General features: G+C 62.8%; 14 protein-coding genes. 6 read left to right on the top strand and 8 right to left on the bottom strand.

Annotation, left to right across the window (positions count from 1 at the left end; genetic code table 11):
- Positions 1–7: 7 nt before the first annotated feature.
- The 3 genes from E8E78_RS09985 to E8E78_RS09975 all read left to right on the top strand — a co-directional run bounded on the left by E8E78_RS09985 (position 8) and on the right by E8E78_RS09975 (position 2,150).
- Entirely contained in the window at positions 8–1,288 is a 1,281-nt protein-coding gene (locus tag E8E78_RS09985; protein WP_059394664.1) for a CynX/NimT family MFS transporter, read from the top strand.
- Positions 1,289–1,351: 63 nt separating this feature from the next.
- Positions 1,352–1,828 (top strand): nuclear transport factor 2 family protein, encoded by a 477-nt coding sequence (locus E8E78_RS09980; protein WP_049276547.1) that lies wholly within the window; start codon positions 1,352–1,354, stop codon positions 1,826–1,828.
- The gene (locus tag E8E78_RS09975) at positions 1,821–2,150 is read left to right on the top strand and encodes a GIY-YIG nuclease family protein (protein WP_016501315.1); all 330 of its coding nucleotides are present in this window, start codon (positions 1,821–1,823) and stop codon (positions 2,148–2,150) included. The genes E8E78_RS09980 and E8E78_RS09975 overlap by 8 nt, the downstream gene beginning before the upstream one ends.
- Here the strand turns inward: E8E78_RS09975 and yejK are convergent.
- Complete coding sequence (gene yejK / locus E8E78_RS09970) at positions 2,110–3,117, bottom strand: nucleoid-associated protein YejK (RefSeq protein WP_016501314.1); 1,008 nt, start codon at positions 3,115–3,117, stop codon at positions 2,110–2,112. The two genes, E8E78_RS09975 and yejK, sit on opposite strands and share 41 nt — an antisense overlap.
- 370 nt (positions 3,118–3,487) lie before the next feature.
- Here yejK and E8E78_RS09965 point away from each other — a divergent pair, with 370 nt between their 5' ends.
- Positions 3,488–3,769 carry an HU family DNA-binding protein gene (locus E8E78_RS09965; protein WP_003255106.1) on the top strand — a complete coding sequence of 94 codons (282 nt, stop codon included), beginning with the start codon at positions 3,488–3,490 and terminating at the stop codon, positions 3,767–3,769.
- Between the two features lie 51 nt (positions 3,770–3,820).
- On the opposite strand, the gene rlmF is transcribed toward E8E78_RS09965, so the two are convergent.
- The 5 genes from rlmF to E8E78_RS09940 form a co-directional block, all read right to left on the bottom strand.
- Positions 3,821–4,774: a 23S rRNA (adenine(1618)-N(6))-methyltransferase RlmF gene (gene rlmF / locus E8E78_RS09960; protein WP_049276549.1), complete on the bottom strand. Its 954-nt coding sequence runs from the start codon at positions 4,772–4,774 to the stop codon at positions 3,821–3,823.
- A gap of 173 nt (positions 4,775–4,947) precedes the next feature.
- Positions 4,948–7,794, bottom strand: coding sequence for a valine--tRNA ligase (locus tag E8E78_RS09955; RefSeq protein ID WP_016501312.1), 2,847 nt, complete (start codon positions 7,792–7,794; stop codon positions 4,948–4,950).
- A 185-nt stretch (positions 7,795–7,979) separates the two neighbouring features.
- On the bottom strand, positions 7,980–8,345 hold the full coding sequence (locus E8E78_RS09950) for a hypothetical protein (protein WP_016501311.1): 366 nt from the start codon (positions 8,343–8,345) through the stop codon (positions 7,980–7,982).
- A gap of 5 nt (positions 8,346–8,350) precedes the next feature.
- Positions 8,351–8,779 carry a DNA polymerase III subunit chi gene (locus tag E8E78_RS09945; protein ID WP_049276548.1) on the bottom strand — a complete coding sequence of 143 codons (429 nt, stop codon included), beginning with the start codon at positions 8,777–8,779 and terminating at the stop codon, positions 8,351–8,353.
- 50 nt (positions 8,780–8,829) lie between these two features.
- Entirely contained in the window at positions 8,830–10,323 is a 1,494-nt protein-coding gene (locus E8E78_RS09940; RefSeq protein ID WP_016501309.1) for a leucyl aminopeptidase, read from the bottom strand.
- Positions 10,324–10,624: 301 nt separating this feature from the next.
- Here E8E78_RS09940 and lptF point away from each other — a divergent pair, with 301 nt between their 5' ends.
- Both lptF and lptG read left to right on the top strand, forming a co-directional pair.
- Positions 10,625–11,740: an LPS export ABC transporter permease LptF gene (lptF, locus tag E8E78_RS09935; protein WP_049276550.1), complete on the top strand. Its 1,116-nt coding sequence runs from the start codon at positions 10,625–10,627 to the stop codon at positions 11,738–11,740.
- On the top strand, positions 11,733–12,794 hold the full coding sequence (gene lptG / locus E8E78_RS09930; protein WP_059394662.1) for an LPS export ABC transporter permease LptG: 1,062 nt from the start codon (positions 11,733–11,735) through the stop codon (positions 12,792–12,794). The genes lptF and lptG overlap by 8 nt, the downstream gene beginning before the upstream one ends.
- A gap of 181 nt (positions 12,795–12,975) precedes the next feature.
- Here lptG and E8E78_RS09925 read toward each other — a convergent pair whose 3' ends face one another.
- On the bottom strand, positions 12,976–13,464 hold the full coding sequence (locus E8E78_RS09925) for an RDD family protein (RefSeq protein WP_049277604.1): 489 nt from the start codon (positions 13,462–13,464) through the stop codon (positions 12,976–12,978).
- A gap of 94 nt (positions 13,465–13,558) precedes the next feature.
- Positions 13,559–13,771 carry a cold-shock protein gene (locus tag E8E78_RS09920; RefSeq protein ID WP_016501305.1) on the bottom strand — a complete coding sequence of 71 codons (213 nt, stop codon included), beginning with the start codon at positions 13,769–13,771 and terminating at the stop codon, positions 13,559–13,561.
- Positions 13,772–13,834 lie beyond the last annotated feature (63 nt).

The following is a 13,834-nucleotide window of genomic DNA, read 5'->3' as shown; positions in this document are numbered from 1 at the left end:
GAAGGCCATGGCTGAATCCATCACCCGTAACAACCCGCGCAACGAGCGGGATCTCGATGAGCTGCTGATCGACGCTGAGGCGGACGACGAGCAGGTGCAGCAACAGCCTGTGGTATTGCGGCGGCCCTGGCTGTTGTTGCTTGGCCTGGTGCTGGTGGCATTGAACCTGCGCCCTGCATTGTCGAGCATGGCGCCGGTGCTGGGGCAGGTTGCCGAAGGCCTGGGGCTGAGTGCTTCGCAGGCCGGGTTGCTGACTACCTTGCCGGTGCTGTGCCTGGGGCTGTTCGCCCCACTGGCGCCGGTGCTGGCGCGGCGTTTTGGCAGCGAGCGGGTGATTCTGGGCATCCTCGTCACGCTGGCGCTGGGCATCGTGGTGCGAAGCGCCTTTGGGGCCATCGGGGTGTTCCTTGGCAGCCTGATGGCGGGGGCCAGCATCGGAATTATCGGCGTGCTGTTGCCGGGTATCGTCAAGCGCGACTTCCCGCAGCACGCTGGCACACTGACCGGTGTGTACACCATGGCGTTGTGCCTGGGCGCAGCGATGGCAGCCGGTGCCACCGTACCTTTGGCCCAACATTTTGACGGCAGCTGGGCGCTGGGGTTGGGCTTCTGGGTGCTACCGGCCCTGCTGGCCATGCTGGTGTGGCTGCCGCAGGCCCGCCAGGGGCATGGCCTGCACAAGGTGGCCTATCGCGTGCGTGGCCTGTGGCGTGACCCGCTGGCCTGGCAGGTGACCCTTTACATGGGCCTGCAGTCATCGCTGGCTTACATCGTGTTCGGCTGGTTGCCATCGATCCTCATCGGTCGCGGCCTGAGCCCGACCGAGGCGGGGCTGGTGTTGTCGGGGTCGGTGATCGTGCAGCTGGTCAGCTCGCTGAGTGCGCCTTGGCTGGCCACCCGCGGCAAGGACCAGCGGCTGGCGATCGTGCTGGTCATGCTGATTACCCTGGCTGGCCTGTTCGGTTGCCTGTATGCACCGGTGTCCGGGCTGTGGGGATGGGCCGTGGTGTTGGGCCTGGGGCAGGGCGGAACCTTTGCCCTGGCGCTGACCTTGATCGTGCTGCGCTCGAAAGATGCCCATGTGGCCGCGAACCTGTCGAGCATGGCCCAGGGGGTAGGTTATACCCTGGCGTCGATGGGGCCGTTTGCGGTGGGCCTGGTGCATGACCTGACAGGGGGCTGGGCGGCAGTAGGGTGGATTTTTGCTGTGCTGGGGGTAGGTGCAATCGTGTTCGGGCTGGGTGCCGGGCGGGCGTTGCATGTGCAGGTGACCAGCGAAAAAGTTTGAGACTGGCATAAGCCATCGGGGCAGATTATCGTGCTGCTTTCGACCCCAGGACGGACCTGCCCCATGAGTGACGCCAACCGCGACCTGATCACCCGCTTCTACCAGGCCTTCCAGCGCCTGGACGCCGAGGGCATGGTGGCTTGCTACAGCGACGATATCGTTTTCAGCGACCCGGTTTTCGGCACCCTGCGCGGGAAGGATGCGGGGGACATGTGGCGCATGCTCACCACCCGCGCCAAAGACTTCACCTTGGCATTCGACAGTGTGCGCGCCGACGAGCGCAGCGGCGGCGCGCACTGGGTGGCGACCTACCTGTTCAGCCAGACCGGCCGTATTGTGGTCAACGACATCCAGGCCCGCTTTGTGATCCGCGAGGGGCTGATCTGCCAGCATGACGACACCTTCGACCTGTGGCGCTGGTCGCGGCAGGCGTTGGGTGTGCCGGGTGTGTTGCTGGGCTGGTCGCCACTGGTGCAGAACAAAGTACGCCTGCAGGCATTCAAGGGATTGCGCGCATTCCAGCAGGCCCAAGGTGAGTGATGCCGTTGAGACGGTTGTTGGCAAACCCTGGTATGTCTACCTGGTAAGGGCTGCCAACGGCTCGCTGTACTGTGGCATCAGTGATGACCCGCAGCGCCGGTTTACCGCGCATCAGAAAGGGCAGGGCGCGCGTTACTTCAAGACCAGCCCGGCCCAGGCGCTGGTGTATGTCGAGCAATGGCCGGACAAAGGCGAGGCGTTGCGCCAGGAGCGGTTGGTGAAGCGGCTGCGGAAGTCGGCCAAGGAGGCGCTGGTGGCCTCCTTCAGCGGCCTTGGGGGTATCAGTCCTTGCGCCGCTTCAGCTGATCCACCAGGGTTGTAGGCAAGCCCTTGATGATCAAGGTGCCCGCCTCTTCGTCATACTCCACCTTGTCGCCCAGCAAGTGCGCCTCGAAGCTGATCGACAGCCCCTCGGCACGCCCGGTGAAGCGGCGGAACTGGTTGAGGGTGCGCTTGTCTGCGGGGATTTCCGGCGACAGGCCGTAATCCTTGTTGCGGATATGATCGTAGAACGCCTTTGGCCGGTCCTCGTCGATCAGGCTGGACAGTTCCTCCAGTGTTACCGGTTCGCCCATTTTGGTCTGGCTAGTCGCGTATTCGACCAGGGTCTGGGTCTTTTCGCGGGCGGACTCTTCGGGCAAGTCTTCGCTCTCGACGAAGTCACTGAAGGCCCTGAGCAGGGTGCGGGTTTCGCCCGGGCCGTCGACGCCTTCCTGGCAGCCGATGAAGTCGCGGAAATAGTCCGAAACCTTTTTGCCGTTCTTGCCTTTGATGAACGAAATGTACTGCTTGGAATTCTTGTTGTTCTTCCACTCCGACAGGTTGATGCGCGCTGCCAGGTGCAACTGGCCAAGGTCAAGGTGGCGCGAAGGGGTCACATCAAGCTCGGCGTTCACCGCCACGCCTTCACTGTGGTGCAGCAGGGCAATCGCCAGGTATTCGGTCATGCCTTGCTGGTAGTGAGCAAAAAGGGTGTGGCCGCCAGTGGACAGGTTGGACTCTTCCATCAGCTTTTGCAGGTGCTCCACCGCCACGCGGCTGAATGCGGTGAAGTCCTTTTCCTCGTCGAGGTACTGCTTCAGCCAGCCGCTAAGCGGATACGCCCCGGACTCACCGTGGAAGAACCCCCAGGCCTTGCCTTGCTTGGCGTTGTAACTGTCGTTGAGGTCTGCCAACAGGTTTTCGATGGCGTCGGAAGCGGCCAGCTCGGCGTCGCGGGCGTGCAGTACAGCAGGGCTGCCATCGGGCTTTTTGTCGATCAGGTGAACGATGCAATGACGGATTGGCATGGGATTCTCGGCGAGCTGCAAAAGGCGTCAAGTTTACCCTAGACACAAGGTGATGCAGTGGCCGTATGTTGGCAGATATGTCGGTTGTTCGTTTTTTGTTCAGTTTTGCGCGTTTTAGGCTAAAACCCCCGAAAAACCTGCATTAAATCGAAGTGCGCAGCGGATATTTATCCATTCCTGTGGTAGTTTTGCGCGGTCTTGCGCCCCTCATATGGCGCAGTGCTGGCAGCGTGCTGTCGTCGTGTCGAACCAAACGCCGATTTACGTATCTACATACGCGATTGGCGCGGCCCTCCACTGTAAGGGGCTGGCCCGATAACGTCGTAGTTCGCTGCATAACCATCGAATTTGATAGGGAAGGAACATCACCATGGCATTGACCAAAGACCAACTGATTGCCGACATCGCCGAATCGATCGCCGCGCCAAAAGCCACCGCTAAAAACGCTCTGGAGCAACTGGGCCAGATCGTTGCCGACCAGCTGGAAAACGGCGCTGAAATCACTCTTCCAGGCATCGGCAAGCTGAAAGTCTCCGAGCGTCCTGCCCGCACCGGCCGCAACCCTTCGACTGGCGCTGCCATCGAAATCGCTGCCAAGAAAGTCGTCAAGTTCGTTCCAGCCAAAGTGCTGACCGATGCCATCAACAAGTAATTGTTGAAGCGTTGACAAAAACCGCGCCTGGCTTGCCCAGGCGCGGTTTTTTCATGCCTGTGATTTACGCTGGGCGTGCCAGGCCTGGCGCGCGGCGTCGTCATGGAAGCTCCAGGCGACCATGCGGCTCTGTTTCTGCCCCTGGCCCATCTCAATGATGCGTACGGCCCTGGCACCGGCCTTTTTCAACGCAGCGTCTATCCCCGGCAGGTTGCTGGCCTTGGACACCAGGCTGGTAAACCACAGCACCCGTTTGGCGTACTGCACACTTTCGCCAACCAGTTGGGTGACAAAGCGGATTTCGCCGCCTTCGCACCACAATTCATTGTTCTGGCCCCCGAAGTTCAGCACCGGCAGCTTGCGCTTGGGGTCCTGCTTGCCGAGGTTTTTCCACTTGCGCTGGCTGCCGCGGGTGGCTTCCTCGCGCGAGGCATGGAAGGGCGGGTTGCACAGGGTCAGGTCGAAGCGGTCGTCATCCTGCAGCAGGCCGCTGAGGATATGCGCGCGGTTGGCCTGCTGGCGCAGGGTGATGGCCTTGCCCAGGCCATTGGCCTGGACGATGGCCTTGGCCGATGCCAGGGCCACGGGGTCGATGTCCGAGCCGAGGAAGCGCCAGCGGTAGTCGCTGTAGCCCAGCAGCGGGTAGATGCAGTTGGCACCCACGCCGATATCCAGCGCCCGCACCTGTGCGCCTTTGGGCACTTCACCGGCATTGTCGTCGGCCAGCAGGTCGGCGGCCGCGTGGATGTAGTCGGCGCGACCGGGAATGGGTGGGCACAGGTAATCGGCGGGGATGTCCCAGTGCTGGATGCCGTACTGGGCCTTGAGCAGGGCGCGGTTGAACACCCGCACGGCTTCGGGGTTGGCGAAGTCGATGCTGGGTTTGCCGTGGGGGTTGGTGATGGTAAAGCGCGCCAGGTCAGGGTGGGCCTTGATCAGGCTGGGGAAGTCGTAACGGCCCTGGTGGCGGTTGCGCGGGTGCAGGGTGGGTTTGTCTTGGGTCATGCTCGGGTCCGGTGCTGCATGTGCTGGCCAGGCGGCCGCTGTGCGGCCCATTCGCGGCACAAGGCCGCTCCTGCAGGATAGCGGCGCCCTTGAAACCGGCGCCGTCCCTATAGGAGCGGCCTTGTGCCGCGAACGAGGGCGAAGCCCTCGCTGGTCAGATCAGCAGTGTCAAGTTACAGCGCTGCAATCCGCGCATGCTGCTCGGTGAAGTTGGCCAGGGCCTGTTCGGACTCGGCCAGCTTGGCGCGTTCCTTCTCGATCACGGCAGGCGGTGCCTTGTCGACGAAGGCGGCGTTGGACAGCTTGCCGCCAACACGTTGCACTTCGCCTTGCAGACGCTGGATTTCCTTGTTCAGGCGCGCCAGCTCGGCATCCTTGTCGATCAGGCCGGCCATTGGCACCAGTACTTGCAGGTCACCGACTAGGGCAGTGGCCGACAGCGGCGCTTCGTCGGCATCGCCGAGGACGGTGAACGACTCGACCTTGGCCAGCTTCTTCAGCAGCGCTTCGTTTTCGTGCAGGCGGCGCTGGTCGTCGGCGTTGGCGTTTTTCAGGAACAGCGGCAGCGGCTTGCCCGGGCCGATGTTCATCTCGGCGCGGATATTGCGCAGGCCGACCATCAGTTCCTTCAGCCACTCGATGTCGCCTTCGGCAGCTGCGTCGATGCGCGCTTCATTGGCCACCGGCCACGGCTGCAGCATGATGGTCTTGCCTTCGATACCGGCCAGCGGCGCGATGCGCTGCCAGATTTCTTCGGTAATGAACGGCATGAACGGGTGCGCCAGGCGCAGCGCCACTTCCAGTACGCGCACCAGGGTGCGACGGGTGCCGCGGGCGCGCTCGACCGGGGCGTTTTCGTCCCACAGTACCGGCTTGGACAGCTCCAGGTACCAGTCGCAGTACTGGTTCCAGATGAACTCGTACAGCGCCTGGCTGGCCAGGTCGAAGCGGAACTGCTCCAGCTGGCGGGTCACTTCGGCTTCGGTGCGCTGCAGTTGCGAGATGATCCAGCGGTCAGCCAACGACAGTTCGTAGGCTTCGCCGTTCTGGCCGCAGTCTTCGCCTTTGTCCAGCACGTAGCGGGCGGCGTTCCAGATCTTGTTGCAGAAGTTGCGGTAGCCTTCGACGCGGCCCATGTCGAACTTGATGTCGCGGCCAGTGGAGGCCAGCGAGCAGAAGGTGAAGCGCAGGGCGTCGGTGCCGTAGCTGGCAATACCTTCGGGGAACTCGGCCTTGGTCTGCTTGGCGATCTTCTCGGCAAGCTTGGGCTGCATCATGCCGCTGGTGCGTTTTTCCAGCAGGGCGTCGAGGGTAATGCCGTCGACGATGTCCAGCGGGTCGAGGACGTTGCCCTTGGACTTGGACATCTTCTGGCCCTGGCCGTCACGCACCAGGCCGTGCACGTACACGGTCTTGAACGGGACTTGCGGGGTGCCGTCTTCGTTCTTGATCAGGTGCATGGTCAGCATGATCATGCGCGCAACCCAGAAGAAGATGATGTCGAAGCCGGTTACCAGCACATCGGTGGAGTGGAACTTCTTGAGGAACTCGGTCTGTTCCGGCCAGCCCAGGGTGGAGAAGGTCCACAGGCCCGAGCTGAACCAGGTGTCGAGTACGTCGTCGTCCTGGCGCAGGGCCACGTCGGCGCCCAGGTTGTGCTTGGCACGCACTTCGGCTTCGTCGCGGCCAACGTAGACCTGGCCGGCCTCGTCGTACCACGCCGGGATGCGGTGGCCCCACCACAGCTGGCGGCTGATGCACCAGTCCTGGATGTCACGCATCCAGGAGAAGTACATGTTCTCGTACTGCTTGGGCACGAACTGGATGCGGCCATCTTCAACGGCAGCGATGGCAGGTTCTGCCAGCGGCTTGGTGGAAACGTACCACTGGTCGGTCAGCCACGGTTCGATGACGGTGCCCGAACGGTCTCCTTTCGGCACTTTCAGGGCGTGGTCGTCGATGCTCACCAGCAGGCCCTGGGCGTCCAGGTCGGCAACGATCTGCTTGCGCGCGACGAAGCGGTCGAGGTTGGCGTACTGGGCCGGCAGGCGGGTGTCGACCTGCTCGTTGATACTGCCGTCGAGGTTGAAGGCCTGGGCGCTGGCCAGCACGAAGGCATTCTTGTCGAAGATGTTCAGCAGCGGCAGGTTGTGGCGCTTGCCGACTTCGTAGTCGTTGAAGTCGTGAGCCGGGGTGATCTTCACGCAGCCGGTACCGAACTCGGGGTCGCAGTAGTCGTCGGCGATGATCGGGATGCGGCGGCCAACCAGCGGCAGTTCGACGAACTTGCCGATCAGCGCCTGGTAGCGTTCGTCAGTGGGGTTGACCGCAACGGCCGCGTCACCCAGCAGGGTTTCCGGACGGGTGGTGGCAACGACCAGGTAGTCCAGGCCCTCGGCGGTCTTGGCGCCGTCGGCCAGCGGGTAGCGCAGGTTCCACAGGTGGCCCTTTTCGTCGTGGTTTTCCACTTCGAGGTCGGAGATGGCCGTGTGCAGCTTGGTGTCCCAGTTGACCAGGCGCTTGCCGCGGTAGATCAGGCCGTCTTCGTGCAGGCGCACGAAAGCTTCCTTGACCGCGTCGGACAGGCCGTCATCCATGGTGAAACGCTCGCGGCTCCAGTCTACCGACGAGCCCAGACGGCGGATCTGGCGGCTGATGTTGCCACCGGACTGGTCCTTCCATTCCCAGACTTTTTCCAGGAACTTCTCGCGGCCCAGGTCATGCCGGTTCTGGCCCTTGGCTTCGAGCTGGCGCTCGACCAGCATCTGGGTGGCGATACCGGCGTGGTCGGTACCTGGCTGCCACAGGGTGTCGCGGCCTTGCATGCGGCGGAAACGGATCAGGGCGTCCATGATCGCGTTGTTGAACCCGTGGCCCATGTGCAGGCTGCCGGTCACGTTCGGCGGCGGGATCATGATGGTGTAGGACTCGCCTGCACCTTGTGGGGCGAAATAGTTCTCGGACTCCCAGGTGTTGTACCAGGAAGTTTCGATAGCGTGCGGCTGGTAGGTCTTATCCATGCGCGGCGGGACCCTGTGCATTTATTCGGGAAAGCCGGGAAGTATAACCAAGCTGGGGTGTTGAGGCGACAGCCGCTGGGGCTGCTTTGCAGCCCATTCGCGGCACAAGGCCGCTCCTACAGGGACCGCGGTGCCTGCAGAAGCGGCATTGTGCCGCGAATGGGCCGCAAAGCGGCCCCGGAATATCACTCGGTACGCTTGATCAAGCGCTCGATCCGCGCATCCAGCCGGCGCTTGATCTCGTTTTCGATATGCGGGGTGAAGTCGTTGATCACGTCCTGCATGATCATCTGCGCCGCTGCGCGCAGCTCGCTTTCCAGGTGCAGCAGGGTGTCCTGCCGGCGTGTCTGCGGGTCTTCCTCGGGCTCGACAGCGATTGGCTCGCCATCAGGCGCAGGGTTACCGGCAGGTTCTTCCAGCAGTAACGGGATCTGTTCCACCGTCTCGGTCAGCAGCGGCGGTTGCAGGTCGGCGTCGCCAAGCAGCTGGCGGATCGACTCGAGGTCATCGAGCAGATGGGCGGAGTCGGGCAAAGGGGAGGGCTTGTCCATCGTCGTCAAAGTCGCTGTAAGCGGTGGTCTTGCAGAGCATAGCCCTGTTCGCGGTAGAAACGGAATCGCTCCCGGGCTGATTGGCGGATGCCAGGCTCTTCCACCACGATTTCGGCCACCCGCTCGAACTGGCCGACGAAGCCCGGCACGCCGGCCCCCAGGTTGATCAGCAGGTCGCGGTGATCGCCCGCATTCTCAGCCAGGCCAAGGGCCACGCCGGCATCGGCATGCAGCTCGGCCAGGTCGTGGGGCACGAAGGCCTCACCCTTGAAGCGCCACAAACGCAGGTCCAGCTCGCTGCGCTGTTCTTCATCCTGGCAATGCAGATAGACCCGGTGGCCGAGGCGCCAGGCCTTTTCGCACAGTTTGCAGGCGAAATCGAGCCGCGCCGACAGCGAGTCGGTGGGCAGGATGTAAAAGTCGACTTTGCTCATGGTGGTAATCGCCGGCCGGAGGTGCGCAAGGCACCACCGGCCTCACGGCGTCAGGCGCCAGCGCGGTCCAGCAGGTACTGGGTCAGCAGGGGCACCGGGCGGCCTGTGGCGCCTTTGTCCTTGCCACCACTGATCCATGCGGTACCGGCGATGTCCATGTGCGCCCAGTTGTAGGCCTTGGCGAAGCGCGACAGGAAGCAGCCTGCGGTGATGGTGCCGGCCTTCGGCCCACCGATGTTGCCCATGTCGGCGAACGGGCTGTCCAGCTGCTCCTGGTATTCATCGAACAGCGGCAACTGCCAGGCACGGTCGTCGGCGCGCTTGCCAGCGTCGAGCAACTGGCCAACCAGGTCGTCGTTGTTACCCATCAGGCCAGTGGTGTGGCTGCCCAGGGCGACGATGCAGGCGCCGGTCAGGGTGGCGATGTCGATCACCGCCTGCGGCTTGAAGCGCTCGGCGTAGGTCAGGGTGTCGCACAGCACCAGGCGGCCTTCGGCGTCGGTGTTGAGGATTTCGACGGTCTGGCCGCTCATGGTGGTAACGATGTCACCCGGGCGGGTGGCACCGCCGCTTGGCATGTTCTCGGCACAGGCCAGCAGACACACCAGGTTGACCGGCAGTTGCAGTTCGAGCACCGCGCGCAGGGTGCCGAACACGCTGGCAGCACCGCACATGTCGTACTTCATTTCGTCCATGCCGGCGCCTGGCTTGAGGCTGATGCCGCCGGTATCGAAGGTGATGCCCTTGCCCACCAGCACGAACGGCTTGTCTGCCTTCTTGCCGCCCTGGTAGTTGAGCACGATCAGGCGGGGTGGCTGGTCGCTGCCCTGGCCCACGGCGTAGAACGCGCCCATGCCCAGGTCCTTGATCTTCTTCTCGTCCAGCACCTCGACCTTCAGCGCCTTGTGCGCCTTGCCTAGCTCCTTGGCCTGTTCGGCGAGGAAGCTTGGGTGGCACAGGTTAGGCGGCAGGTTGCCCAGGTCGCGGGTGAAGGCCATGCCGGTGGCAATGGCGCTGGCGTGCTTGACGGCGCGCTCGACCTCGGCCTGGCCGGCCTTGTCGGCCAGCAGGGTGACTTTTTTCAGGGCGCGTGGCTCGACCTTCTGGCTCTTGAAGCGGTCGAACACGTACTCGCCGTCCAGCAGGGTTTCGGCCAGCAGGCGGTATTTGCCGTAGTGTGCATCGCGGTTGTTGACCGCGACATCGTCCAGGGCCAGCACTGCATCGGCGCCATTCAGGCCCTTGAGCACGCCGGCCACGCTGGCGACCAGTTTGCGCCAGGTGCGGTCGCCCAGGGCTTCGTCCTTGCCGCTGCCTACCAGCAGCACGCGCTCGGCTTTCAGGCCCTGCAGGTTCTGCAGCAGCAGGGTCTGGCCTGGCTTGCCAGCCAGGTCGCCGCGCTTGAGCACAGCGCTGATGGCACCCTCGCTGGCCAGGTCGACAGCCTTGGCAACAGCGCCGAGCTTGCGGTTTTCACCTACCGGAATGACCAGGGTGGCGGTTTTTACGGATGCAGCAGCTACGCTTTTTACAACCAGTTCCATGTCAGGGTCCCCGAATGATCGATACGAATGGCGCTGTGTGTTCCAGCGCTCTGGACGGGCCTGGCGGCGGAGTCGCGCGCCAGCGGAAAAGCTGCCAGTTTGAGCCTGCGGCAAGCGTGCTGACAACCCCGTTATGCGCCTTCATGCGCGGCCAAGTGACAGGCGCGGTCAATCACAGGATAATGCGCGCACTTTACATGGAGGTTCGCCTTTGGCGAACCGGCATTGGTCTTGGCTGTACTAAGTCATTGTTTGGCGCCATTGCATGGCAGTCCGCCCTGACAACCCAGGAGTGTCTGGTTTGATCGTCTTTCGTTATCTGTCCCGCGAGGTCCTGGTGACCTTGAGCGCCGTCAGCGCTGTGCTGCTGGTGATCATCATGAGCGGGCGCTTCATCAAGTATCTGGCCCAGGCGGCCCAAGGCGTGCTCGACCCGGGCGTGCTGTTCCTGATCATGGGCTTCCGGCTGCCGGGTTTCCTGCAACTGATCCTGCCTTTGGGGCTGTTCCTCGGCATTCTCCTGGCGTACGGGCGGCTGTACCTGGAAAGCGAGATGACCGTGCTGTCCGCAACCGGTATGAGCCAGCAGCGCCTGTTGGGGCTGACCATGGCGCCGGCGGCGCTGGTCGCCCTGCTGGTGGCCTGGCTGAGCCTGAGCCTTGCGCCGTTGGGCGTTGCCCAGGTGCAGCAGATCATTGCCCAGCAGGACACGCTGACCGAGTTCGACACCTTGGTGCCGGGCCGCTTCCAGACCTTGCGTGACGGTTCGCGGGTGACCTACACCGAGCAGCTGTCGGACGACCGCGTCAACCTGGCCGGGGTGTTCATCTCCGAGAAGCGCTTCAACCAGGACAAGACCAAGGACCGCGCCCCATCGGTACTGGTCGCTGAAAAAGGTCACCAGGAGATCCAGGCCGACGGCAACCGCTACCTGGTGCTGGAAAACGGCTATCGCTATGACGGTAACCCGGGCCAGGCCGATTACCGCGCGATCAAGTACGACACTTATGGAGTGCTGCTGCCCAAACCGGAAGTCGCCGAGGAAGTCACCGAGCGCGAAGCCATCCCCACTTCCGAGCTGATCGGCAAGAAGGGCCTGCGAGAGCGTGCCGAGCTGCAATGGCGGCTGTCGCTGCCGATCCTGGTATTCGTCGTGACCCTGCTGGCGGTACCGCTGTCACGGGTGAACCCCCGCCAGGGCCGCTTCCTCAAGCTGCTGCCGGCAATTCTCTTGTACATGGCCTACCTGACAATGCTGATTTCCGTACGCGGCGCCCTCGAGAAGGGCAAATTGCCGATTGGCCTGGGCATGTGGTGGGTCCACGGCCTGTTCCTGCTGATCGGCCTCGGCCTGTTGTACTGGGAACCGATGCGCCTCAAGCGCGCCGCCCGTCGTGCGGAGGTGGCCCATGGGTAAGCTGGACCGCTACATCGGCCAGAGCGTACTGCTGGCCATCCTGGCGGTGCTGGGCATCATCCTCGGCCTGGCCTCGCTGTTCGCCTTCATCGACGAGATGAGCGACCTGAGTGACACCTATACGGTGATGGAGGCTGGCAACTTCGTCATGCTCACCGCACCTCGGCGGCTGTACGACATGCTGCCGATGGCCGCCCTGATCGGCTGCCTGATCGGCCTGGGCAGCTTGGCCAGCAGCAGCGAACTGACCATCATGCGTGCGGCCGGGGTGTCCATCGGCCGCATCGTCTGGGCGGTGATGAAGCCGATGCTGGTGCTGATGCTGGTCGGCCTGCTGATTGGCGAATACGTGGCGCCGGTGACCGAGAACAAGGCCCAGGCCGACCGTTCCCTGGCCCAGGGCGGTGGTGAGGCGCAAAGCTCCAAGCGCGGCATGTGGCACCGCCAGGGTGAAGAGTACGTGCACATCAACGCCGTGCAGCCCAACGGCCTGCTGCTGGGCGTGACCCGCTACCGCTTCGACAGCGAGCGCAAGATTGTCACCTCGAGCTTTGCCCGCCGTGCGCAGTACCAGAACGACCACTGGCTGCTCGCTGATGTGCGTACCACCTATTTCCGTGGCGACCACACCGAGGTGGTCAACGCGCCGGAGGAGCGCTGGGATGTTTCGCTCACGCCAGAACTGCTCAATACGGTGATCCTGGCGCCGGAGTCGCTGTCCATTACCGGGTTGTGGGATTACATTCACTACCTATCCGACCAGGGCCTGAACAATGCCCGTTACTGGTTGGCGTTCTGGACCAAGGTGCTGCAGCCGATGGTCACCGCGGCGCTGGTGCTGATGGCGATTTCCTTCATCTTCGGCCCGCTGCGCTCGGTCACCCTTGGCCAGCGCGTGTTCACCGGTGTACTGGTGGGCTTCGTGTTCCGCATCGCCCAGGACCTGCTGGGGCCATCCAGCCAGGTGTTCGGCTTCCCGCCGCTGCTGGCGGTGGTGATCCCGGCGGGGATCTGCGCCTTGGCCGGTGTCTGGCTGTTGCGTCGGGCAGGATAGTGGCCTGAGTTGTACAAAAAAGCCGACCTCAGTGTCGGCTTTTTCACGGGTGTTGCCTGTTCAGGCCTCTTCGCGGGTAAACCCGCTCCCACAGGGATCGCATGGGGTTCGAATCCTGTGCTGTACCTGTGGGAGCGGGTTTACCCGCGAAGAGGCCAGCACAGGCAGCACAACGCTCGGATCATTTCTTTTGCTTCGGTACCCGCACCAGCTGGCTTTCCGAATAGATGTCATGCCAGCCACGCTTTCGCTTGTCGATCAACACCCAGAAAAAACCCAGCCCCAGACACAGCCATGAGGCAATCGATACCACGAAGCGCAACAACGCCTGCCACAGGCTGATGGCCGAACCATCGGCGTTCTGCACGCGCAAGCCCCACACCTGCATGCCCAGCGTCTGCCCGCCATGGGTCCAGAACTTGGCAAAGAAGCCGAACAAGGCGAACAGCAGTACCGTCGACAATAGCGGGTCGCCATCCAGTGCGCCGGCTTCGGTCAGCTCTCGCATGCGCGCTTCGCCGATGATCGCCATCTGGATCAGCTTGTAGGCACCGGCTGTCACGATGAGCAGCGCAGTACATAGCAGGAAGTCATAGAACATCGCGGCCAGTCGTCGGCCCAGGCCAGCAGCGGGGAAGTCGCCTTGAGGGATAAGGTGGGGCTTGGGCATCGCTCGGCAACTCCAGGGGGAAAAGCTCATTCTATGGAATCGCAAGCAAAAAAAAGCCCCTGCGCGTCAACGCAGGGGCTCTTTTTTAGAAGTATCAGGCTTCAGCCTGGACTTCGTCAGCCTGCATGCCTTTTTGGCCCTGCACAGCAACGAAGGTCACTTTCTGGCCTTCTTTCAGGCTCTTGAAGCCGTTGCCCTGGATGGCGCGGAAGTGCACGAACAGATCCGGACCGCTTTCTGGGGTGATGAAACCGTAACCTTTTTCGTCATTGAACCACTTGACGGTACCGTTCTGACGCTCAGCCATTGTCTTATTTCCTATGAAACTTAAATTTTGATGACAGTTTCTTCTGCATTGTTTGTAAGCAAA

Source organism: Pseudomonas sp. BN505 (assembly GCF_029873175.1).
In the GTDB taxonomy this organism is placed as follows: Bacteria; Pseudomonadota; Gammaproteobacteria; order Pseudomonadales; family Pseudomonadaceae; genus Aquipseudomonas; species Aquipseudomonas putida.
Note: the sequence above shows the minus strand (reverse complement) of the source record. Positions and strands in the feature narration are given on the sequence as shown.

Excerpts from the sequence above, each read along its gene's own strand:
- E8E78_RS09985 (WP_059394664.1), top strand. The coding sequence starts at position 8 with ATGGCTGAATCCATCACCCGTAACAACCCGCGCAACGAGCGGGATCTC.
- E8E78_RS09980 (WP_049276547.1), top strand. The coding sequence starts at position 1,352 with ATGAGTGACGCCAACCGCGACCTGATCACCCGCTTCTACCAGGCCTTC.
- yejK (WP_016501314.1), bottom strand. The coding sequence starts at position 3,117 with ATGCCAATCCGTCATTGCATCGTTCACCTGATCGACAAAAAGCCCGAT.
- E8E78_RS09965 (WP_003255106.1), top strand. The coding sequence starts at position 3,488 with ATGGCATTGACCAAAGACCAACTGATTGCCGACATCGCCGAATCGATC.
- rlmF (WP_049276549.1), bottom strand. The coding sequence starts at position 4,774 with ATGACCCAAGACAAACCCACCCTGCACCCGCGCAACCGCCACCAGGGC.
- E8E78_RS09955 (WP_016501312.1), bottom strand. The coding sequence starts at position 7,794 with ATGGATAAGACCTACCAGCCGCACGCTATCGAAACTTCCTGGTACAAC.
- E8E78_RS09950 (WP_016501311.1), bottom strand. The coding sequence starts at position 8,345 with ATGGACAAGCCCTCCCCTTTGCCCGACTCCGCCCATCTGCTCGATGAC.
- E8E78_RS09945 (WP_049276548.1), bottom strand. The coding sequence starts at position 8,779 with ATGAGCAAAGTCGACTTTTACATCCTGCCCACCGACTCGCTGTCGGCG.
- E8E78_RS09940 (WP_016501309.1), bottom strand. The coding sequence starts at position 10,323 with ATGGAACTGGTTGTAAAAAGCGTAGCTGCTGCATCCGTAAAAACCGCC.
- lptG (WP_059394662.1), top strand. The coding sequence starts at position 11,733 with ATGGGTAAGCTGGACCGCTACATCGGCCAGAGCGTACTGCTGGCCATC.
- E8E78_RS09925 (WP_049277604.1), bottom strand. The coding sequence starts at position 13,464 with ATGCCCAAGCCCCACCTTATCCCTCAAGGCGACTTCCCCGCTGCTGGC.
- E8E78_RS09920 (WP_016501305.1), bottom strand. The coding sequence starts at position 13,771 with ATGGCTGAGCGTCAGAACGGTACCGTCAAGTGGTTCAATGACGAAAAA.